Source organism: Myroides sp. DW712 (assembly GCF_046557355.1).
GTDB lineage: Bacteria > Bacteroidota > Bacteroidia > Flavobacteriales > Flavobacteriaceae > Flavobacterium.
In genome coordinates this window covers 296,973-319,596 of sequence record NZ_JBKFDO010000002.1, presented here as the reverse complement: position 1 = coordinate 319,596, position 22,624 = coordinate 296,973, and the positions used below count along the sequence as shown (strand labels likewise).

Sequence of the window (22,624 nt, the reverse complement as noted above, 5' to 3'; positions counted from 1 at the left end):
AATTACGTTATAAAATCGAATAAAGAATAGGTTTACTTGGCGAAGCATCATTGACAAAAGAAGCGAGTTGAATATTTAATACATACAATCCATCCGCTACGGTATCAGGCACATAGATTAGTTCCGTAATGGTTGCATCAAATTGCGCATCTGCATTGACTTGGTTAACATCTTCTACCTTCCAAAAAGCTTTATGTGCGGCTAATTTTCCTTCATCTTTTTCCTTGTCCACACTAGGCAAATCAATCAGCAGGTGTTTGATGCCCTTTTCGCGTAAAAAAGTTGCAGCTTCTGCGGCGAGATAAGGCGGATTGGTATGGGAATATTTACTGTGTTTCTTTCCAACCGTATTGGGCAATGTTCGAATTACAATGGCTGATTGCTGTTGTTCTTTCCAAACCTGTTGCACTTGTGTTAGGGTGATAATCGCATCCCCATCTTCTTGTAATTCGGGTTCCACCGTGATGAGTTGTGCCAAGAACACAAAGGTTTTCAACGTATCATTAATGCTGTAAAAGTCGCGGGTAATATGTCCTAGGCACTCCGTATGTGTTCCGTGTCCATGCGGATTAAACGCAATCGTATTAAAATTAGTAGACGATTGTCCTTCACTTACCTTACCCACCCAATCTCCTACGCGAACGGGCTCAATAGAGGGTTTATCCAGATACCAAGCGATGGGATTATCCTCCGTATTGGTTAAGGGAATTGAGATATCTATGGGTTGTGAAAAATCAATCGCATAGGTTTGATTGGAAATAGAGAGGGTTGCTTTCACTGTTTTAGTTCAAATCTAACCAAAATAAATCAGATGCAATACCATCACTTAAAAATTTTCCTTTGTCGGTAATTGTTAAAATCGTGTCTTGTTGGTGCATCAATCCTTCTGCAATAAACGAGGCTGATTCACGCAACAAGTAGTCGTGAAAATCGGCACCAAATTCAGCGGACACGCGATTCAAATCAACGCCCCAAATGGTGCGTAACCCCGTCATCATATATTCATTATAGCGGTCAACCAAAGAAAGTTCCTCTATTTCTGATGGTAATTCCCCTGCTTCAATCGCCTTAATATAAAGCGGATTATTAGAGATATTCCAACTTCTAAATTTTCCGTCAAAACTATGTGCCGAAGGTCCGATACCTAAGTACTTTTTACCCAACCAATAGGCAGAATTATTTTGGGAATAATACCCTGGTTTGGCAAAGTTAGACAGTTCATAATGAATATAGCCATTCGCTCTCAACTTTTGTATTAACAACATAAAGTGAGCATGTGCCACTTCTTCTTTTGGGCTAGGTACAACGCCTTTTTGAATGAGTTTATTCAAAGCGGTACGCTCCTCAACCGTTAGTGCATAACACGAAATATGGGGAATGCCTAAATCGAGAACCCGCTGAATATTTTCCAACCAGCGTTCATTAGACAAATTGGGAATTCCGTAAATCAAATCAATCGAAATATTATCGAAATACTGTACTACTTCCTGCAAACAACTCATGGCTTCTTGTGCATTATGGGCGCGATTCATCATGTTAAGGTCCTCTTCTCCAAACGACTGAATACCAATACTCAGTCTATTGACTTTGGACTGGGCTAATCGATGAATCGTCGCTGCATCTAAATCATCGGGATTGGCTTCTAACGTAATTTCTGGTTGTGCTACCACCTGAAAGTTTTGATAGACTGTCTCGATTAAGGCATTAATCTCTTCTATGGCTAAGATACTCGGCGTTCCACCACCAAAATAAATGGTTTCAATCGATTCTCCCTTTACTTCCTCTTTACGCATAACGAGCTCTTGCGCCAAGGCCGCCAATAGTTCCTCCTTTTTCTTTAGCGAGGTAGAAAAGTGAAAGTCACAGTAGTGACACGCTTGCTTACAAAAGGGAATGTGAATGTAAATACCCGCCATTATTTCTTAACTCGATCTTGATTTTGTTTGATAAATGCATCCCATCCGCTATAGGATTTACCTACAACCGTTTTTCCAGAATTGAAAAAATGACAAACAGCAGCAGCTAATCCATCGGTACTATCGAGATTTTTGGGCAATTCCTTTAATCCCAACAATTGTTGGAGCATTTTTGCTACTTGTTCCTTGCTAGCATTTCCATTTCCAGTGATGGCCATTTTTATTTTTTTGGGTTCGTATTCCGTAATGGGAATACCACGTGAAAGACCTGCAGCCATAGCAACTCCTTGCGCACGTCCCAATTTCAACATTGATTGCACGTTTTTACCAAAGAAAGGAGCTTCAATGGCAATTTCATCCGGGCAATGGGTTTCAATCAGCTCAATCGTACGTTCAAAAATTCGACGCAACTTCGTATAGTGATCGTCGTATTTATTCAATTGCAATTCATTCAGTTGAATAAACTCCATTTTTTTATTCACTACACGTATGAGTCCAAACCCCATTATGGTTGTTCCTGGATCAATTCCCAATATAATTCTATCTATGGTCAAATCGTTACTTTTTTTTCTTTCTCCTCCATCAAGACCCAAAAAAGGATTTACTTTGTAGGAATGAAAATTGTGTCCAACAAAACTAAACAATTCCTTGTACTTCTGCTTAAGATTATCGTCGTAAGTAGTGCATTTTATTATATCTATAAGAAACTCTCCAAGGATGAAACGTTGGACTTTACTCTGCTTCGAGAAGTTTTAGTTGCTCCTGAACATCGATGGGCACTACTTGCTTTGCTCTTCTTGACCTTTTCCAATCGATTTGTCGAAATTTTAAAATGGCAGAACCTATCGTCCCTCATTCACCCCGTAAGCGTTGGACAGGCAACCAAGCAAGTATTAAGCGCATTAACCTTAGGGATATTTACACCCAATGGCATTGGAGAGTATGCAGGAAAAGCCTTGTACTTTCCAAAAAAAGATACGGGAAGAGTAATTTTTCTCAACATGGTTTGCAACGGTGTTCAGGTTATTTACGCGATTGTTTTTGGTTTACTCGGTTTAACCATCCTCAATTATACCCATGAATTTATTCCACCATACTATTTATGGATCCTTTATGGAATAGCCTTGACGATTATTCTTTTGTTCTTTTCCTTTCGTCATTTGAGTATAAAAGGCTATTCAATCAACACATTGATTCAAATGCTTCAAGCTATTCCTAAGCAAAAACATCGCAAGAATTTGTTTTTAGCTTTGTTGCGCTATGCATCTTTCACGCATCAATACGTCATTTTGTACTATCTTTTTGGCGTGGAAATTCCTTACTTTGAACTTCTTTGTGCGGTATCAGCGATTTATTTGCTGGCCTCTTCGTTACCGAATTTTCAATTCTTAGAATTCGCAGTAAAAGGAAGTATTGCTATGTTTATCTTCTCTGCTTTGGATGTCAACCAATGGGTGGTCGCCTTAGTAGCAACCTTGATTTGGCTCTTGAATATTGTGCTTCCTATTTCCATAGGCAGTTATTTTGTTTTGACCTTTAAAGTAAAAAAATAGGTTGTATTTAGGCTTTTTCGTCCCTTATTTACATAAGAATATACCCCCATCTCCCATCTATCTCACTGATTTTATATTTGTTTGGGTGTTCGATGAATCTACACTACGTTTCGATTTCCACTGCGTTCCGATTTCCCATTTCCACTTACTGTTTATGCAAAACAAGGGGTAATACAAACTGGCTGGTTACGGGCACTCCTCTTTTGGTCGCTGGAGATAAGGCTTGTAGTCGCTTACTTTTTTCCACTAACAAACTATCTACACTCTTTAACTGCTTTTTTAAGCTGTCATTCAATTGATATAAAGCCAGGGATACTTGTGCATCGGCTTGTATAGTCACGAGTACATTAAGGGTATCTAGCGTTGTAAATGCGCCTCGAAGGGTATCCATTCTGAGGTTTTCTTCTAACGCAGCAGTGATATAATCAAAAAAACAATTTTTTCGGGCTGTTTCATCAAAAATAGAATCACAAGCTGCCACACTGGGATAGGTATCTACTTTAGTCCAATCAATTTTATTCAACTCTTCTTCGAGTAATTCTTGTTCATTGGGAAGCTGAGCGGACATCCACTGACAAGAAGTCAATATAAAGGAAAAAAAGAAAATAATCCAACTCGATTTCATGAAGCAATATTGTTGTACTTTAGTTACTCAAAAATACAAAAAAAATAGAGATGGACTATTTCTTATTAATTTTAAGCATTTTACTCTTCGTTTTTGGAATTATTGGCAGTGTACTACCTGCTTTACCGGGTCCTCCTGTGAGTTGGTTAGGGATCCTGTGTTTGTATTTTGTCGATGGAATTGAGGTCAGCAGTCTAGCTCTTTGGGGGAGCTTACTCCTAACGATTGTAATTTCGGTCTTAGACTACATTATCCCCGCTCAAGGCACCAAGCGATTTGGGGGAAGTAAATATGGGGTTTGGGGCACCAATATTGGTCTAATTATTGGTATTCTTGCTCCCATCCCCTTTGGTTTTATTATTGGTCCGTTCTTAGGTGCATTACTGGGTGAGCTTCTATTTGATTCTCACAATCTAACTCGAGCATTGAAAGCAGCCCTGGGTTCTTTTATTGGGTTTCTTGCTTCTACTTTTTTAAAGGTGATTTTCGGTCTTGTTTTTCTGATTTGGGGAATCATACTTATCGTACAAAAATTCTCTACCTACACCTTATTCTGACCTTCCAAGTAAGGGTTTATTGACAAAGGTAAGCCCAATGCCTAAGAGGATAATTCCTCCTCCAATAACCATTTGCATAGAGATGGCTTCATCTAAGAAATACCAAGCCAGTAAAGCGGCAAATAAAGCCTGACTCAACAGACTCAATGAAACGCGAGTAGCCCGCATATTTTGTGTGGCATAACTGATAAGTAACCAAGCCAACAACTGACACACTACGCCCTGTACCACAAGGGTCATCCAACCTGCTGGAGAGAATCCTGTAAACGCTGATCCCATAATCAAATTTAAAAGTGCAAGGAAAATCGTCGAAACTGAAATACTATAGGACATAAAGGGAACCACCCCTACCTGAGCCAATACTTTTTTACTCAGCAAAATATAAGTTGCATACAGCAATCCTGAAAGAATACTAAACAAAAAAGGAATATCAAACGACAGATTGACAAATACGTCAACCCCTACTAATGTCACCATACCGATTAACGCCAAGACTGTTCCCAGCCAAAAATTAAGAGAGGGTTTGATTTGCAAGAAGAAATAACTGCCAATACCCACCCATACAGGAGCTAAATTGCCCAGTAACGTAGCTTGTGTAGCCGTTGATCCTTGAATGGCAATATTCCATACACCAATATCCAATCCAAAACACATCCCACACAACACCATCAATAGGGTCGTTTTGTTGTCATAGCATTTGATTTGCTTGGTAAACAACGCATAAGGCACAATAAACACTGCTGCAATAGCCATGCGGTAAAAGGCAGATATTAAGCCCGGTACTAAGGCCATCTTTACTAAAACAGGAAAAATAGAGATACACAAAATTCCGATAAACAGTGTAATTCTAGGTTTATTTGCCATGAGGGGGATATGCTTTTAATTTGTCCGCAAAATACGTTACTTTTTGCATTGTTTCTCTGTCTTTTCTCTTTTTGTTGTGTCCATAGTGCCTCTATAATGTGTCCATAGTGAGTCTAGTAAAACAAGTTTTTTACTGGACTCACTATGGAGGCATCATAAACGCATAATACAGGCAAAAACAACAAAAATAGAAAAGACTATCTTGTTGAGATAGCCTTTTTTTTTATTTTAAGCGTGATTTTTATTCTTCAATAGGATTAACCGTCAATTGATCCATTGTAAAATACAACGCTGTATTCGCATACCCTTGTGCATTTACATCTGTTGTTTCTAAAAAGAATAATAAATATTTTACTTCTCCTAAAGAAGATAAATCTACTGTTTTCCATCCTTTGTCAATGGCTTGAATACCACTTCTAAAATCAACCAAATAATGAGTGACTGGTTGTGCTGCAGTTAATTTCATATCCTCTCCTACTCCATACACTTTTAAAGCAAAATAATCCCCTGTTTTAAACTTCGTTGCATAATCATCCCCTTCTGCTATCCCATAATAACTCCATGGACTTAATGCAACAGCTGTGCTAACTGCTTTATATCGCTTTGCTTTATCTAAGGTCACTACTGCACTAAAGTTTTCTACTTCAATTTCTGCGCCTGGCTGTAGTACACTTGCATCGGGTTTATGATCCGCATAAGCCACTAAAAACGGTTGTCCTGCTCCAACTACTCCGCCTTGAGCCATCGACCCCCATTGGTTTTTTATCCACCCTCCTTCAGATTCCAAGTGATTGGTATTATCTGAACTATTCGATACCGTAAATCCATACCAGGTGTTCCACTCGGTAATAGCATTGTGATTGAATGAAAAAATGGAAGTTTTTAAAGCCACGTCTTCTATAAACGTCTCTTTCCAAATTTTTCCTCCCGTTGTCTCTAAACCATCTGATAAATCAAAATCAGCCAGATTTAATCGTACATAACCAAAATCGTCCGATTTTGAAACCTCAACGGTATACGTATAAAGTTCCGTTCTACTTCCACGTTCAATTTTCAAAGATATTTTGTGTGTACCTGGGGTTTGAAATGCATATTTCAAAATCGCTGCTTTAGAAATCACCTTGTTATCTGTGTGATCGAACCACGTAAAAATGGCTCCTTGTGTGTCCACTTGTGGATCAATTACCACTTCTTCAAAAGTAACAGCAGTTAAACTCCCTTTATCCACCGAAATGTTATGCACCCCACTATCATCACTAGAACAGCTTGTTAGTGTCACCGCTGATACACTTAGTCCTAAAACAAATAGGGCACTAAGACGCAAAAAGTTTTTTTTCATGTTTGAATATTTAAGTATTAGTATATTTATTCCATATGCAGATCAATGGCTCCAGCTACTTCGGTAGAAGTTTCGCCTAGCCAACCTGCTTCTTGATTTAATCCCGTATAAATTTTGATAAAATCTATACCAGGCAATTGTACTTTATTTCCTTCTTGATCGACCGCCCAATCAATATCAATGGTTGCTCCCTCTCTTGCATTGGGATAATTATCCGCATACCCCCAAGCAAAAGGAGGCAATTGCCAATTATTTGTTTGTTCCACGCGAACCGCATTATTCGGCAACAAGGTTCCGCTAAAAGTCAGGGCCTCTTCTTTTTTCCACTTCGGATAATAACTTTGTTGATGAAACGTATTTTTAGTCTTCCATCCTTCCTGCCCCTGGTTGTCTTTCCAACGGATATATTCTGCTACTTCTCCTGACTCCTCTTCTTTATCCTTCGTTGGCTTATAGTACGTAATTTCATACTGGCGAATGACGGTTGGACTTCCATGTTCACTTCCTGCAATTTCATACCATTCATCTGCATCAGGTACCCCATTTTTATTGCGATCATAAGCCACTAAAATGACACCTGGTTCTGCATTATTAGCAAAGGCATTCCCCAAAATTCGAATGTCTCGTTTCCCTGGTACATTGGGAATGGTATGATCAAAACCAAACACCACATAGCCCCCAAATCCTCCCAAAGTAATGACTTCATTATTCCGCAAGGCTTTCTCTGCCTTTACGCGCATACTTTCTATCGTATCTCCCTCTTCGTATGGTGGTAATTCATTGACAAATTGTCCAAAAGCAGGCGCATATTCCCATACTTTGGTCACTGTTTTTTTATACGGGATAGATTCTTCTTTTGTCTCACTATCACTGGAACAGCTGCTTACCATTCCTAAAACTAAACTGGCTATTGTCCATCCAAGTATTCTTTTTTTCATTGTCATTCTTGTATAGTGTTTGGCGAATTAGTACCTACATAAAGGCGATATGAGCAGGAATATTACCCGCTGTTGTTTTCCATTTTAATTTCCCTTCTGCTGAATAGCAATAAATATATCCTGTCCCAATATAATCTTGTGCATCAGTTAAAAAAATTTCTTTGGTCTCTGGATTGACGGCAATTCCGTAAGGCACCAACAGTAATTTTTCTGAACCATCAGTACTAATAGAAGGTCGAATCATTTGCTTGGTTGTCGTATCTAGAATACCAAAAGATACTGTATTCGTATTCGTATGTTCTTGATAAGCATTGGCATAGTAATACAATTTATTATCATCGATTATCATATTAGAAACAGGAATAGACAACTGTTGTTTGACTTCACCTGTTGCTGAATCAATCACATATAAATTTGGCGATATAGTGGTATAATTCCCTCTCGAACTTACGTAAATATCCCCTTGCTCATCTACTTGCATGCGGTGTAAATTAGGAGCAACTTCAATTTTATTTTGTACGGTAAACGTCGTTAAATCCACCACAGAAACCGTTGTATCATATTGAGGGGCACGATAACCTCCAGAATTAGCTACATACAATTTATTGGCATAAATAGCCATTTCTTCAGGCTGATAACCTACTTCTACTTTGCGAATTACCTGCAAAGACAACGTATCAATCTCCGCAACAAAACCCAGTTCTGCATTGGGATTAATCTCAATCTTCCCAGAAAAAGAACTAACATACGCCTTGCCATTTGCAAAAGCCAATGAACGGCAATTGGGTAGATGTATTTGCTGTACGTGTTTGCCTGTGGCTACATCAAAAACTTCTACGAAATTAGAAGCATTGATTGTTGCGTAGGCCTTTGAACCATAAATTTTTAAGTCGTTACCCACATCTCCTAATTCACGGGGAATGGACGGATTTCGCTCGGCAAAAATATCACGGGTGTAAACTCCTGTTTCGTAATTAAACCAATCAATGGTAGCGCGATTCATTCCCATATTTCCTTCATTTAAAAGATAAAAACCTTGGTAGCTTTCTAACTGCACAGGAACAGACACGGTAGAACTATCCGAAACAAAAATCAATTCATCCTTCCTGCAACTAGACAGGATCAAACTAATTAGTAAAAGAATGAAACTATACTTTTTCATAAGCTTATAAATCAACGCGTAAGGTTAAACGAAAGTTTCTCCCAGGCATGGGAAAATTAGTCACTACTTCATAGTATTGATTGGCGAGGTTATTCGCCTCTGCCACAAGGCGAATGGTTTTATTCTTCCATTGAATTTCTTTTTGTACATTGAGATCATGGGTATACCATGGTTGCAATTCATTGCGTTGAATATTATTCTTATTTCCATTGTATCGCTTTCCAACATAAATAAAGCTATAGTTTAGCTGCCAAGTAGCATAATCAAGTCCCACTAAAGCAGATCCAGAATGCCAAGGGGTATAAGGAATTTGGTCTCCATAATAGGAGGTTCCCCCCGAAGGCGTTACACTTAAATCTTTAGCAATAGTATATTCATAGGTTAATCCCAATTGGGCCTTTACGCCTTGCAGGGGTTCCCAGCTAGTTTTAAGTTGACTTTCAAGTCCGTAATTTTCTACTTTCCCCAAATTGGACATCATCCAACGCATCATACTCGACGTAGGCGACGCTATAATTTTGTCTTTTACCTCTGCATAATATCCTGATACTGTTAGACTCACTTCTTTCAGGAGGTTTGACTTAATGGGTTGGCGTTGAGTAAAACCAACATGCACCTGACGGGTGTATTCGGGCTTCAAATGAGCAGTTCCCAATTGGGTGTAGTACAAATCATTGAAGGTCGGAAGTCGATAGAGGTGTTTATAAAAAGCATGTAAACTAAAATTAGGGTTGCCCCAAGGATTAAGCTGCACAAAAACGGAAGGCGTAAACAGGAAACGATTGGGCGCTTGATAGCCCGTTTTGACCCTCTCCTTTGTGAAGGTTCCTAAAATATTCGCTTGGGCTTTAAAAGCACCTAGATCAATGCTAGTTGATAGAACGGTATAAAAGGCATAACGTTCTGGAAAGGCAAAAGGAGTTTCTTGTCCTACTCGGGTTGCGTTTAATTTATTATACTGTACGTCTGTTGCTAATGAAACATTCCAACATGAAGTTAGCGTAAATAAATGAGAAGCAGACAGATACCATTCTTGTTGGTTGTAGGTATTGTCGAATTGAGGATTATAGGTCACTTCTTCCCCTTGAAAATCAACGGTCTTCCTCGATGTATAGTGTAACTGGTCGTAGGCAAATTTTCCTTTTATCATCCAGTGATAAAAAGGAGAAACCTGTCGTTTCCATTCCCCTTGCACCATGACATTGACATCTTCTTGTTTTTCGTTATTCTTTTCTGTGGCCAGTGTAGCATCACTTTTTTTAATGATGGCCTCGGGTAATCCACGATGCGAACGATAGTAGTATACATTCGCCTGCCACGTATTTTTTTGATTTTGACCAAACCAACTATTAGACAAGCGAAATGATTCAATACCGCTATTTTTTCGATAACCGAGGGTATCATAGGCCACTGTTCCATCGAGATTAAAGCGTTTTTGTCTAAATTTATAGTTTCCGTTGGAATATAAATAGGCTGTACTAATACTTGTACTCATGTTGTCCGTGACTTTAATTGCAAGATGAGCCGAAGGATTAGACCATTGAATTGATCCTGTTTTATACTGTATATGAGCTTGTGCCTTCGCTTTATTTTTGAATATCGGTTTTTTGGTTTGCAGATATACTGCAGAAGCGGAGGCATATTCTTTGGCCGCTTGGAGTGCCGCACTGCGTTGCCCGTGATACAACTGTATAGCTTCGATATCATCCAAAGCAAATTTACTTAAATCAACCACGCCATTTTGCGCATTGCCTAGTTGAATTCCGTTATAAAAAACACCAACCTGATGGGTTCCCATATGACGTACATCTACCGTTTTTAGTCCACCCATTCCGCCATAATCTTTGATTTTAACTCCTGCCAAATAACGCAAAGCATCCGCTACATCAACACTATTTAGGCGCTGTAACTGTACTCCATCTAATGTTTGAGGCGCTATAAGATCACGGGATTGAGTTGTTACGATGCGTACTTCGTTTAAGGTGGTTAACGTATCTAGGGGTTGTTGTACGGATTGGGCATAGCTTAACGAAGTCGCCGAAAACCAGATCAAACCTACAAAGAAAACGAAATAGGGTACACGCATACGTATATTTTAATTGGCCGACATGCAAACACACCCATACCCCTTATAAAAATAAAGGACACATACTACTGTATTCACTGTTTTGGCATCGAAAACATGAAACAAAACGTAAAATGGCAGGTATTCTGACTTACTCATCGCAAGGTCCTTCCCATTTGACAACAGTGGACAACTACGCTTGCTAAACTATGGAGCTTACAGCAGCGGGCCTGTTGGAGATTTACACTCCATTCCCTTTTCATTATCTTCTCAGATAAACCATTTTATTCTCGATGCAAATATAGATAAAAGTTGACAGTTAACAGTGAACTGTTTACGGTTGACAGTTAACAGAGGACATACCGTGTAAAAAACAAAAAAGCTCTCCATGAATTTCAGGAAAGCTTTTCATTGGTCTAACTACTAAACCTAGTGCTTACGCACTTAACAACACAACTAAATTTTACAATCTAATAACTCAGTGATTATTAGAGGGCAAAAAAAGCCTCCCACGAAATGAGAGGCTTTTTTTTTACTGGCGGTCTGGACGGGACTCGAACCCGCGACCCCATGCGTGACAGGCATGTATTCTAACCAACTGAACTACCAAACCAGTATTAACCATAAAATCATTACAGCAGCAAAGATAGACTTTTTTTAAAAACTACAAAGAAATTTATTCTTTTCTTTGTCTTTTTCGCTGCCTCAAAATTGCTTTTGAGTTTTGCGGTCTGGACGGGACTCGAACCCGCGACCCCATGCGTGACAGGCATGTATTCTAACCAACTGAACTACCAAACCTTGTCTTTATTGCTGTAATGCGGTGCAAATATACGACCATTTTCTACACTTCCAAATCCTACGATAAAAAAAATAAAAGTTTTTCCCACCAAAATTAGAAGCGAACTGAGTTTCAACACAATAAAAGCATAAAAAAAATTTACTTTTTTTATGCTTTTTTGAATCATATGTCCTTTCACCTCCTTCATTCCTTTCTTTATTTTCTTTTAATCTTCTTCTGAACAACTTTTCACCCTCTTTTTTATCGTTTTTTAATTGACTAATGACTTCTTTTTTTTCTTTTTTGTGTTTTTACTTCCCAATTTTATGGTCTCCAAACTCTATTTGAACCAAAAAAAAACAGCAGGGAATCAAAATTCACTGCTGTTTTTTATGTTTTTAATTACACGATTGCTTCTTATAAAGCCTCATTGATTAAATCTTCGTATGTTTTTTTAGGAGCAACTCCTACTTGACGCCCTACTACTTCTCCATTTTTGAATACTAATACAGTAGGAATGTTGCGAATTCCGTATTTTGAAGCAAACTCTTGGTTATTGTCTACATCTACTTTTCCAACTACTGCTTTACCGTCGAAATCAGCGCTTAATTCTGATACAACTGGAGCTAACATTTTACATGGTCCACACCATACTGCCCAAAAATCTACTAAAACTGGTTTGTCTGATTTTAATACTACTTCTTCAAAAGTAGCATCTGTTATTTCTAATGCCATTGTATTTCTTTTTTACGTTAATACACAAAACTACTAAAATTATTATACTTCTATTCCCCTTTTTAATCAATTTTATCTATTTTGAAATATATAAAGCTAATCCTAGAACTATAAGAAAGAGAAATATCGCATTATTTTTTCTTCCATCAATACATATAAAGGGAAAATAAAGCGATATTTACCTCAATAAATTTTTTCTTTATGCCTATTGAATTAAAACAACTCGCTACATTTTTTCAACACTACACAGGGCTAGACCTTATGTCTACAGATATAGATTTAGAATGTGAAGAATATAGCGGGTATACGTGCCAACTAGGGCCATATCTTACTAAGTTTAGAAAAGCAAAAATAACACCCAAGAAAATTGGGCAATTTGTAACGGTATGGCAACGGAATACAGCAGGAATTACGGAGCCATTTCCACTAACTGCTCCTTTCGACTTTTATCTCATCGCTGTACGACAGGAAGAACACTTTGGTTTTTTCTTATTTCCCAAAGCAGTATTAGGAAACAAACACATCCTCACTACTGCTACGAGAGAAGGAAAACGCGGGTTTCGCCTGTATCCTGATTGGGATATTCCTACGAGTAAACAAGCGATACAAACCCAACAATGGCAAAGCCTATACTTTATTAATCTGACAACTGATTCTGCCTTAGCCGCTGAAAAAGCGAATCACATACTTAAGGCGTATAGCTAAACTAAAAAAGCCTTGGGGTATAACTACAACCAAGGCTTTTTTGCTTTTTTATTCTTATTTAGTTTAACTTAAACATCAACTGCTGACGCTCCAACTCTTCTAACAGATCTGCACTAATTGTAATGCGACTGTTTCGACTTGACATTTCAATGCGATTCACGATTCTAAATTCTTCTTTCTTCTCTTCTAACTCAAAGGTCATCTCATTCTCACCAACCATTTCATCTCCTAGTTCTCCATCGTCATGCAGTGGCATATTGAGCATTGGTCTTGGTTTTAGTTCATCTTCGAGCTCCATTTTTTCCAACTCGTAAATATCAAAGAAAACCTGTTTATCTCCACTGTATTTATCTAAAGTTGCTTTAATCTCATTTAATTTACCCTCACTTAAATCCTTGACATTTAGTTGCAACACCAATTGTTTAGCAAAAGTAGGAATAACCTCATGGAGCAACTTCATCTCCATAAACTGCAAGCGAGGTTCTCCACGCTCTCCAGTATCCTTACGTATCCATCCTTCATTCACTTGTACACGTACAAAGACAAAGGTATTGGTTAACAAAAAATGTCTAAACTTCAGAAAATCTTCATTAAACAAGCGAAATTCAAACGATTCGTCATAGCCCTCAATCGTAAAGGCAGCCCAATCTTTTCCTTTCGCAGATGTCCTGAACTGCACATCGCTAATCATCCCGCCGAAACTAACCACACGTCCAGTAAAATTTTCCAAGCGCACCAGCTCTTCCACTCGAACATTACAGAAATTCTTCAACTCAAAACGGAAATCATCTAAAGGATGTCCAGAAATATAAATTCCAACTACCTCTTTTTCCTTCGCTAATTTCTCCATGGTACTCCACTCTTCACAAGCAGGCAATAACGGTTCTGGAATCTGCACTTCACTACTATCGCCAAACAAACTTACCTGAGCTGAATTTTCGCTTTCCTGGGTTTTGGCTCCATATTTAATTGCTTTTTCTAAAAATGTGTTGGGATCTGATGGATCTGTATAGAAATATTGGGCGCGATGTGTATTTTCAAAACAATCGAACCCCCCAGCCAAAGCTAAGTTTTCAAATGCTTTTTTATTAGCAGCTCTTAAGTCAATTTTCTTTGCCAAGTCAAAAATGGAACGATAACGTGCATTGGCTCGGTTATCCACGATGGTTTTAACAGCTCCTTGCCCTACGCCTTTTACGGCTCCCATTCCAAATCGAATGGCATATTCATCATTTACTGTAAACTTATAGAAAGATTCATTGACATCAGGCCCTAATACATGAAGTCCCATGCGTTTACATTCTTCCATGAAGAAGGTTACTTGCTTGATATCATTCATATTATTGGACAGTACTGCCGCCATATATTCCGCTGGATAATGCGCTTTTAAATAAGCCGTTTGATACGCAATCCACGCATAACAGGTCGAGTGGGACTTGTTAAAGGCATAGGAAGCAAATGCTTCCCAGTCTTTCCAAATCTTCTCTAGCACTACAGGATCATGCCCTTTTTGCGCCGCTTGATCGACAAATTTAGGTTTCATTTTATCCAGTACATCCTTTTGCTTTTTCCCCATAGCCTTACGCAAAACGTCCGCTTCACCTTTAGTAAATCCAGCCAACTTCTGGGACAACAACATCACCTGCTCTTGGTACACCGTAATACCATAGGTTTCTTGTAAGTATTCCTCACAAGCATCTAAATCGTATACAATCGGTTCTTCTCCATTTTTACGGCGAATAAAAGATGGAATATACTCCAACGGACCTGGACGATATAGGGCATTCATGGCAATTAAATCGGCAAATACCGTTGGTTTTAATTCGCGCATGTATTTCTGCATTCCTGCGGACTCGTATTGGAATACACCAATTGTTTCTCCACGCTGGAACAATTCATAGGTCTTTTCATCATCAATAGGAATCAAATCTGGATCGATATCAATTCCCGTTCTATATTTAACTAATTTAATCGTATCCTTAATTAAGGTCAGGGTTTTCAACCCCAAGAAGTCCATCTTCAACAGTCCAGCACTTTCCGCTACCGAGTTATCAAACTGCGTCACGTACAAGTCGGAATCTTTAGCTACGGTTACAGGAACGAATTTGGTAATGTCATCCGGGGTAATAATCACCCCACAAGCGTGAATTCCCGTATTTCGCATCGATCCTTCCAATATTTTAGCTTGTTGAATTGTCTCTGCCGCTAGTGAATCTTCCTTTGCTAAAGCGATTAGCTCTTTCACCTTATCAAATTCTTCACTTCGCAACACTCCTTTGATAACATCTTCCCCTTCAGACAAGAAACGCGCCAAGTTCCATTTGGATGGCATCATCCCTGGAATTAGCTTTGCAATACGATCCGCTTCGAATAGGGGTAAATCCAATACACGAGCAGTATCGCGAATCGCCGACTTCGTCGCCATCTTTCCATAGGTGATAATTTGTGCCACTTGGTTAGATCCATACTTATCGATTACATAATCCATAACTTTACTACGACCTTCATCATCAAAGTCGATATCAATATCGGGCATGGATACACGATCAGGATTCAAGAAACGCTCAAAAAGCAAATCGTATTCAATAGGGTCTAAGTTAGTAATTCCCAAACAATAGGCTACAGCAGAACCTGCAGCAGATCCACGACCAGGTCCTACAGAAACTCCCATTTGACGAGCAGCAGCAATGAAATCCTGCACAATTAAGAAATATCCAGGATATCCCGTACGCTCAATCGTCGCCAATTCAAAGTCTAAACGCTCACTGATTTCGGGTGTCACCTCTGGATAACGACGTTTAGCCCCTTCGTATGTTAAGTATTTTAAGTAGTTGTTTTCTCCACGCTTTCCTGATCCATCACCTTCTAAATCTCTTGCATCCTGAAATTCTTCAGGAATATCAAATTTAGGAAGCAATACATCGCGATGGAGCACAAACGGTTCTACTTTATCTACGATTTCTTGTATATTATAAATTGCTTCAGGAATATCCTCAAACAATTTTTTCATTTCTTCTTCTGACTTGAAGTAGTACTCTTGATTGGGTAATCCATAGCGATACCCTCTTCCTCGTCCAATTGGCGTGCTTTGTTTTTCTCCGTCTTTCACACACAATAAGATATCATGCGCATTGGCGTCTTTTTTATCAAGGTAATACGCGTTATTTGTAGCGACCATTTTAATGGCGTGTTTACGCGCCAATTCAATGAGTACTTGGTTCACGCGATTTTCATCTTCCTGACCATGACGCATCAACTCAATATAAAGGTCTTCTCCAAATTGCTCCTTCCACCATAGTAACGCCTCTTCTGCTTGACGCTCTCCAACGTTGAGAATCTTACCTGGAATTTCTCCAAATAAATTTCCCGTCAGCACCATCACATCTTCTTTGTATTGCTCTACCACGCTTTTATCAATACGCGGCACATAATAAAACCCATCGGTATAGGCAATTGACGCCATTTTCGCTAGGTTGTGGTATCCATTTTTATTTTTTGCCAATAGCACCACTTGGTATCCATTGTCCTTTTTGGTTCGATCCAAGTGATTTTCATTGATAAAGAATTCACAACCTACAATAGGAGTCAACAAAGGCAAGGCTTCTTCTCCTTTTTCTATGCGTTCTTTGTTTTGTGCTTCTATCCCTTTGTTGTGGTTGTTGACTGCCATCACAAAATGGAAAGCTCCCATCATATTTCCGTGGTCTGTCATGGCAATCGCAGACAGGTTCATCTCCCCTGCTTTCTTCACTAAATTCGGAATACCAATGGTTGATTGTAAAACAGAGAATTGTGTATGCACGTGTAAATGTGCAAAACGCGCCTGTTGGAACTGTTGTTTTTCTTCGGTTGAAATTGCTTCTGTAGCACTTCCTTGCAATTTTGCTAGGCGTGCTCTAATCTCATCCGATGCTTTCTTAAGGTTGATGTGTTTTAACCCAACTGGTTGAAACGGCTGAGGGTTAAAATCCGTATAACGTTGAATATACGTATCATCACATTGTAGTTCCTCTTTGGAAAACGTATTGCGCTTAATCAACTCCAAGAAACAACGCGTCGTTGCCTCTACGTCAGCTGTTGCATTATGCGCTTCTGCGAAGGCATCTCCAAATAAATAGGTATGTAATTCAGTTAGGGTTGGTAATTTATATCGCCCACCACGTCCACCAGGTAGTTTCAGCATTTCTGCTGTAACTTCTGTACAAGTATCAAGCACCGCCATTTCCGTTAAAGGACTGTTTACCCCCATACGATAGAATTCACAGCCCATAATATTGACGTCAAACCCAATGTTTTGTCCCACAATAAAATGAGCTTTAGTAAGTGCGATATTGAATTTGGCTAATGCTTCTTCTAAGTCAATCCCTTGTTCTTCGGCCAATTCCGTAGAAATCCCGTGAATGCGTTCTGAATCATACGGAATATTAAACCCTTTGGGTTTGATTAGGTAATCTTGATGTTCCACAAGTCGTCCCATATCGTCGTGTAACTGCCAGGCGATTTGTACACATCGCGGCCAGTTATCTGTATCCGTTAAGGGAGCCGACCAACTCTTCGGAAGCCCTGTGGTTTCCGTATCAAAAATTAAATACATACTTGATTTATAGAATATTAACCCCAAAACAGGGCGATTTGTAACAAGTTCAAAGGTACAAAAAAAAGCTGCTTAGTTCCTAAGCAGCTTCTCACAATATAAATAAATTTACTAATCTCTATTCTCCTTTTCCAAGTGGAATTCTAAAGAACACTCCACCATCAAATGTTTTTCGATCTACATAACGCTTGATGCGTTTGTTGTTATCATCTACTTCGTCATCTGGCAAAATACTTGCATTCATGTTGATTGAAAATGTTCCAGAAATAGTACCTGGCACTTGCTTATCTGCCGGATCTAAAATAATATATCCTGGTCGACTCACTGGTTGATTCGTTACTAAACTCAAAGCATCCGTTGAATACATCGAAGCTGTATTTTTATAATCGTCATACACGATATAATCGGCCTTGATATTATCCGTAGCGTTAAATTCGTATTTTGCACCAAATTCATAATCTGGCAAATATATTCTCAAAGTAGTAGAATCCGTTTTCGCTTCTATATTTAGTGTTTTTTCATTCACTACAAAAGCTTTGAACGATTGGGGTTTGTATTCCGTATAATGACTATAGGGATTACCATTTATTTTCGTTGAATCGGTAATAGCATCAACTGTCATGGATGCATACATGCCAGGGTCTGAAAATTTAACATCACTTTCACATGCCATGAAGCCCAAAACCAACGCGAACATTCCTATTATCTTTCTCATATTATACTAATCTATTAGTGATATATATACATCGCAAAAATATATTTTTTATTGTTCATAAAAAAATTTTTTTAATAAAACTTTAACTTTGATGTGAAACTAATTTTTGCGTTTCCTTAAAATACAAAATCATTGTTACCGCATGTGACATTGAGAATTAAGTTCTATTGAGAAAAATACAATATTTTTACCGTACTTTCTGTTTTTGAACCCTTTTATTTAGTTTCCATGTTTCTACTATTTAGTTTCCATGTTTCTACCTTATTTCGTATCCTTCATGGTTTCAATGCGAAACAAACTGTTGTAAACACTCATTTTTGACTCCATATAAAACCAATGAATACCACAAAACCAACACAGTACAACACAACAAACTAATGCAAAATAATATTTAATTACCGTATTGCATTAAAAAAGTTAGTATCTTTGCACAAATTTTTAACCGAGGTCGGGTACCTCAAACAAAACAAAATATTATGTCTGTAAAAATTAGATTACAAAGACACGGTAAAAAAGGGAAACCTTTTTACTGGGTAGTAGCTGCTGATTCACGCGCTAAAAGAGATGGTAAATACTTAGAGAAAATCGGTACTTACAATCCAAACACTAACCCTGCAACTGTTGAGCTAGATGTAGATTCAGCTGTTAAATGGTTATTCAACGGTGCGCAACCAACGGATACTGCTAGAACATTACTTTCTTACAAAGGTGCTTTATTGAAACACCACTTACAAGGTGGAGTGAACAAAGGTGCTTTAACGCAAGAGCAAGCAGATGCTAAATTCACTGCTTGGTTAGAGGAGAAAGCAAACAAAATCAACGCTAAGAAAGAAGGTTTATCTTCTTCTAAAGCTGCTGAAAAAGCAAACAAAATTGCTGCTGAGAAAGAAGCGAACGCAAAACGCGCTGCTGCTGCTCAAGAAGCAAAAGCTGCTGCTGAGTCTGCAAACGTAGAAACTGAGGAAGCAACGGAAGAAAACAACGAAGAAACTCAAGCATAATTTTAAAGCGATATGCGTAAAAAAGATTGTTTCTATTTAGGCAAAATCGCAAAAAAATTTAGCTTCAAGGGGGAAGTTTTGGTCTATTTAGACACAGATGAACCTGAGTTATACGAAAATTTGGAATCAGTGTTCGTTGACTTTAACGGACAACTGGTTCCTTTTTTTATTGAAGACGCTTTTTTGCATAAAAATGATTTCCTAAGAGTCAAATTTGAAGACTGTAACTCAGAAGAAGAAGCAGATCAAATTATGGGTTCGGAATTGTATTTGCCTCTAAACTTACTTCCAAAATTGGAAGGAAATAAGTTCTATTATCACGAAGTAGAAGGTTTTGAAGTGGTTGACACGACCTTGGGTGCTATCGGAACGCTAGTGCGTATCAATGACAGTAACTATCAGGCCTTATTCGAGATTGATCACAAGGGAACTGAAATTTTAGTTCCGATGATTGACCAGTTCATCGTGCAAGTGGATCGAGAAAACAAAAAATTAGTACTGAATATACCGGCTGGTTTAGTTGATTTATATTTAGAAAACTAAGATCTTGTTGAGATATAAAAAACGCCAAGTACTCCTGTGTACTTGGCGTTTTTTTATACGTTGGAGTTTACGCATCGGGAGAGTTTCACTCTCTACCTTTATAACCCAATAAACCGAGCACTTTCTTCCTTTCCACAACACACTTCGTTTCTTCCCTCTTTTCACAGTTTGTTTTTCGTAATTTTGTACGTGTTATCCACAACAAATCATACAAATAACAAATCGCAAAAAAATCTTATGTTTCAATTCAAACAATTCACCATACACCAAGATCAATGTGCCATGAAAGTAGGAACCGATGGGGTACTCCTCGGTGCTTGGACTCCTGTTGACCACAACCCAACCAAAATATTGGATATCGGTACAGGAACTGGATTAATTGCCTTAATGTTAGCGCAACGAACCAATGCGGAACAAATTGACGGGGTGGAAATCGATGCGGATGCACATGCACAAGCCACTGAAAACTTTGAAAATAGTCCGTGGGGCGATCGTTTATTCTGTTACCATGCGGGGTTGGAAGATTTTGCCAATGGCATGGACGAAGAATATGACTTAATTGTTTCTAATCCTCCCTTTTACAGCGAAGATTACTATACCTCAGATGAAAAAAGAGACCAAGCGCGCTTTCAAAATTCCCTTCCTTTTGAGCTATTAATCGAAGCAGTGGAATTCTTTTTGACTGAAGATGGCGTATTTAGTATCATTGTTCCAGCAAAGGAAGAAGAACGCATCATGTACTTGGCTGCCGAGTTTGAAATCTATCCCCTACAGGTTACTCGCGTAAAAGGAACGCCTACCAGTGAGGTAAAACGCAGTTTACTTGCCTTTTCGAGGAAACGCATAGAGAAAATTCCTCTAAATGAACTCATATTAGAAGAAAAAAGACACTGTTACACCCCTGAATTCACCACCCTTGTGCAGAATTTTTATCTAAAATTATAGTATATCAAGTTTTTATACCTGCTATTCAAAATATTTTACAGAAATTTGCTCTACAATCAAACCAATACTTGGAGATAAGTAAAACCCTTGTATTCTTGATTAATTAAAAAACACAAACCATGATTTTACAAGTTAACACAATGATGATGCCCCTACAGATGAACATGATGATGTTCCACGACTGTTATGGCCGAAAGTCAACGAGTTAATCTTTTTATTTAGTAGGATAAATTAGTTGAAGTCTCATCGGTCTGCCGGTGGGGCTTTTTTTTACACCATTTTTTTAACACTAAACCATAAACAAATATGAGCAATTTTCAATTTTCTACGCAAGCATTACACGCTGGACATCAAGTGAATCAAACGGCAGGTTCTAGAGCCGTGCCTATTTATCAAACCTCATCTTATGTCTTTGAGAATGCGGATCATGCAGCAGGGGCATTCAACCTATCTGTTCCCGCTTACATTTATACGCGTTTAAACAATCCGACCAACGATATTCTAGAACAGCGTTTAGCTGCACTAGAAGGGGGAATTGGTGCTGTGGTAACAGCCTCGGGAGCCTCTGCTATTAGCACGACGCTACTCACCCTATTAAAAGCAGGAGATCACCTGGTAGCATCGAATAGTTTATATGGCGGAACCTATAACTTACTCAATGTCACCTTACCGCGTTTGGGCATTCACACCACTTTTGTTGATCCAGCGGATTTAGCAAATTTCAGCCAACATATCCAACAAAATACCAAAGCTATTTTTATTGAAAGTTTGGGAAATCCCAAGCTAGATTTAATTGATTTAAAAGGATTGTCCCGACTAGCAAAAACACATCAAATCCCGCTTATTGTGGATAATACAGTTCCGTCTCCTGCCTTGCTCAGACCTATTGAACACGGAGCTGATATTGTGATCCACTCCTTAACCAAATACATTTCTGGCAATGGTACGGCTTTAGGAGGTGCTATCATTGACGCGGGTACTTTCGATTGGAGCAGCGGAAAATTCCCTGAATTTACGGAACCCGCAGCGGGATATCACGGTTTAATCTATCATGAAGCCCTTGGCAAAGCGGCCTTTATTGGTAAAATACGCTTGGAGGGGCTACGCGATTTAGGAGCTGCTTTAAGTCCTTTTAACGCCTTTCAAATCATTCAAGGCTTAGAGACCTTATCAATTCGCCTCAAAAAACACAGTGAAAACGCCTTGGCCTTAGCAGAATGGCTAACGCAACAAGAAGCGGTTGCTTGGGTCAATTATCCTGGCTTACCTTCTAGCCCTTACTACAAACTAGCACAAACCTATTTACCTGATGGACAAAGTGGTGTTATCACCTTTGGTTTAAAGAAAGGGTTTGAAGCAGCGAAAAGAGTAGCAAATGAAACAAAACTCTTTTCTTTAGTGGCCAATATAGGAGATACCAAATCACTGATTATTCACCCAGCTTCTACCACGCATCAACAATTAACGGTGACAGAACAGCAAGCCACAGGTGTTTCTCCAGATTTAGTACGTCTATCAGTGGGAATTGAAGCCGTGGAAAACCTTAAACAAGACTTAGCCCGCGTTTTTAAAAGCTTACTCTAATT

Annotated in this window: 19 protein-coding genes, 2 tRNA genes and 1 riboswitch; of the genes, 7 read left to right on the top strand and 14 right to left on the bottom strand. The window is 38.7% G+C overall.

From position 1 onward, the window contains the following. Positions 1–7: 7 nt before the first annotated feature. Genes ACLJX0_RS02995 through ruvC form a run of 3 tightly spaced genes read right to left on the bottom strand, consistent with a single transcriptional unit; the run spans position 8 to position 2,470 of the window. On the bottom strand, positions 8–778 hold the full coding sequence (locus ACLJX0_RS02995) for a cyclase family protein (protein WP_410878274.1): 771 nt from the start codon (positions 776–778) through the stop codon (positions 8–10). A gap of 4 nt (positions 779–782) precedes the next feature. After that, positions 783–1,916, bottom strand: coding sequence for a radical SAM family heme chaperone HemW (hemW, locus tag ACLJX0_RS02990; RefSeq protein WP_410878272.1), 1,134 nt, complete (start codon positions 1,914–1,916; stop codon positions 783–785). Further along, positions 1,916–2,470 (bottom strand): crossover junction endodeoxyribonuclease RuvC, encoded by a 555-nt coding sequence (gene ruvC, locus ACLJX0_RS02985; protein WP_410878270.1) that lies wholly within the window; start codon positions 2,468–2,470, stop codon positions 1,916–1,918. Before ruvC ends, hemW begins: the two co-directional genes overlap by 1 nt. A gap of 60 nt (positions 2,471–2,530) precedes the next feature. Here ruvC and ACLJX0_RS02980 point away from each other — a divergent pair, with 60 nt between their 5' ends. Further along, positions 2,531–3,469 carry a hypothetical protein gene (locus ACLJX0_RS02980; protein WP_410878268.1) on the top strand — a complete coding sequence of 313 codons (939 nt, stop codon included), beginning with the start codon at positions 2,531–2,533 and terminating at the stop codon, positions 3,467–3,469. Positions 3,470–3,614: 145 nt separating this feature from the next. Here the strand turns inward: ACLJX0_RS02980 and ACLJX0_RS02975 are convergent, their stop codons facing one another. After that, positions 3,615–4,094 (bottom strand): hypothetical protein, encoded by a 480-nt coding sequence (locus tag ACLJX0_RS02975; protein ID WP_410878266.1) that lies wholly within the window; start codon positions 4,092–4,094, stop codon positions 3,615–3,617. A 50-nt stretch (positions 4,095–4,144) separates the two neighbouring features. Between ACLJX0_RS02975 and ACLJX0_RS02970 the strand changes: the two genes are divergently transcribed. Next, positions 4,145–4,651 carry a DUF456 domain-containing protein gene (locus ACLJX0_RS02970; RefSeq protein WP_410878264.1) on the top strand — a complete coding sequence of 169 codons (507 nt, stop codon included), beginning with the start codon at positions 4,145–4,147 and terminating at the stop codon, positions 4,649–4,651. On the opposite strand, the gene ACLJX0_RS02965 is transcribed toward ACLJX0_RS02970, so the two are convergent. From ACLJX0_RS02965 to trxA, 8 genes are all read right to left on the bottom strand, one after another. Further along, positions 4,643–5,515: a DMT family transporter gene (locus tag ACLJX0_RS02965; RefSeq protein ID WP_410878262.1), complete on the bottom strand. Its 873-nt coding sequence runs from the start codon at positions 5,513–5,515 to the stop codon at positions 4,643–4,645. The two genes, ACLJX0_RS02970 and ACLJX0_RS02965, sit on opposite strands and share 9 nt — an antisense overlap. Positions 5,516–5,756: 241 nt before the next feature. Beyond that, positions 5,757–6,854, bottom strand: coding sequence for a DUF4465 domain-containing protein (locus tag ACLJX0_RS02960; RefSeq protein ID WP_410878260.1), 1,098 nt, complete (start codon positions 6,852–6,854; stop codon positions 5,757–5,759). Positions 6,855–6,880: 26 nt separating this feature from the next. Further along, entirely contained in the window at positions 6,881–7,792 is a 912-nt protein-coding gene (locus tag ACLJX0_RS02955; protein ID WP_410878258.1) for a PKD domain-containing protein, read from the bottom strand. 34 nt (positions 7,793–7,826) lie between these two features. Beyond that, positions 7,827–8,954, bottom strand: coding sequence for a YncE family protein (locus tag ACLJX0_RS02950; RefSeq protein ID WP_410878256.1), 1,128 nt, complete (start codon positions 8,952–8,954; stop codon positions 7,827–7,829). 4 nt (positions 8,955–8,958) lie between these two features. After that, positions 8,959–11,040, bottom strand: a complete 2,082-nt coding sequence (locus ACLJX0_RS02945) for a TonB-dependent receptor (protein ID WP_410878254.1) — start codon at positions 11,038–11,040, stop codon at positions 8,959–8,961. A gap of 97 nt (positions 11,041–11,137) precedes the next feature. Further along, a riboswitch (cobalamin riboswitch) is annotated at positions 11,138–11,318 on the bottom strand. A gap of 237 nt (positions 11,319–11,555) precedes the next feature. Beyond that, positions 11,556–11,632, bottom strand: a tRNA-Asp gene (locus ACLJX0_RS02940). Positions 11,633–11,746: 114 nt separating this feature from the next. Continuing rightward, positions 11,747–11,820: transfer RNA gene (locus ACLJX0_RS02935), tRNA-Asp, on the bottom strand. 397 nt (positions 11,821–12,217) lie between these two features. After that, on the bottom strand, positions 12,218–12,535 hold the full coding sequence (gene trxA, locus ACLJX0_RS02930; RefSeq protein WP_410878252.1) for a thioredoxin: 318 nt from the start codon (positions 12,533–12,535) through the stop codon (positions 12,218–12,220). A gap of 201 nt (positions 12,536–12,736) precedes the next feature. Here trxA and ACLJX0_RS02925 point away from each other — a divergent pair, with 201 nt between their 5' ends. Beyond that, complete coding sequence (locus ACLJX0_RS02925) at positions 12,737–13,240, top strand: MepB family protein (RefSeq protein ID WP_410878250.1); 504 nt, start codon at positions 12,737–12,739, stop codon at positions 13,238–13,240. Positions 13,241–13,298: 58 nt separating this feature from the next. Here ACLJX0_RS02925 and dnaE read toward each other — a convergent pair whose 3' ends face one another. Together dnaE and ACLJX0_RS02915 are read right to left on the bottom strand one after the other, a co-directional pair. After that, positions 13,299–17,834: a DNA polymerase III subunit alpha gene (gene dnaE, locus ACLJX0_RS02920; protein ID WP_410878248.1), complete on the bottom strand. Its 4,536-nt coding sequence runs from the start codon at positions 17,832–17,834 to the stop codon at positions 13,299–13,301. 118 nt (positions 17,835–17,952) lie between these two features. Further along, positions 17,953–18,549, bottom strand: a complete 597-nt coding sequence (locus tag ACLJX0_RS02915; RefSeq protein WP_410878246.1) for a DUF6252 family protein — start codon at positions 18,547–18,549, stop codon at positions 17,953–17,955. Between the two features lie 476 nt (positions 18,550–19,025). Here ACLJX0_RS02915 and ACLJX0_RS02910 point away from each other — a divergent pair, with 476 nt between their 5' ends. The 4 genes from ACLJX0_RS02910 to ACLJX0_RS02895 all read left to right on the top strand — a co-directional run bounded on the left by ACLJX0_RS02910 (position 19,026) and on the right by ACLJX0_RS02895 (position 22,622). Next, entirely contained in the window at positions 19,026–19,550 is a 525-nt protein-coding gene (locus tag ACLJX0_RS02910) for a 30S ribosomal protein S16 (protein ID WP_410878244.1), read from the top strand. 12 nt (positions 19,551–19,562) lie between these two features. Next, entirely contained in the window at positions 19,563–20,093 is a 531-nt protein-coding gene (gene rimM / locus ACLJX0_RS02905) for a ribosome maturation factor RimM (protein ID WP_410878242.1), read from the top strand. Positions 20,094–20,330: 237 nt separating this feature from the next. After that, positions 20,331–21,038 (top strand): tRNA1(Val) (adenine(37)-N6)-methyltransferase, encoded by a 708-nt coding sequence (locus ACLJX0_RS02900; protein WP_410878240.1) that lies wholly within the window; start codon positions 20,331–20,333, stop codon positions 21,036–21,038. Between the two features lie 306 nt (positions 21,039–21,344). Then, complete coding sequence (locus ACLJX0_RS02895; protein WP_410878238.1) at positions 21,345–22,622, top strand: O-acetylhomoserine aminocarboxypropyltransferase/cysteine synthase family protein; 1,278 nt, start codon at positions 21,345–21,347, stop codon at positions 22,620–22,622. Positions 22,623–22,624: the final 2 nt, after the last annotated feature.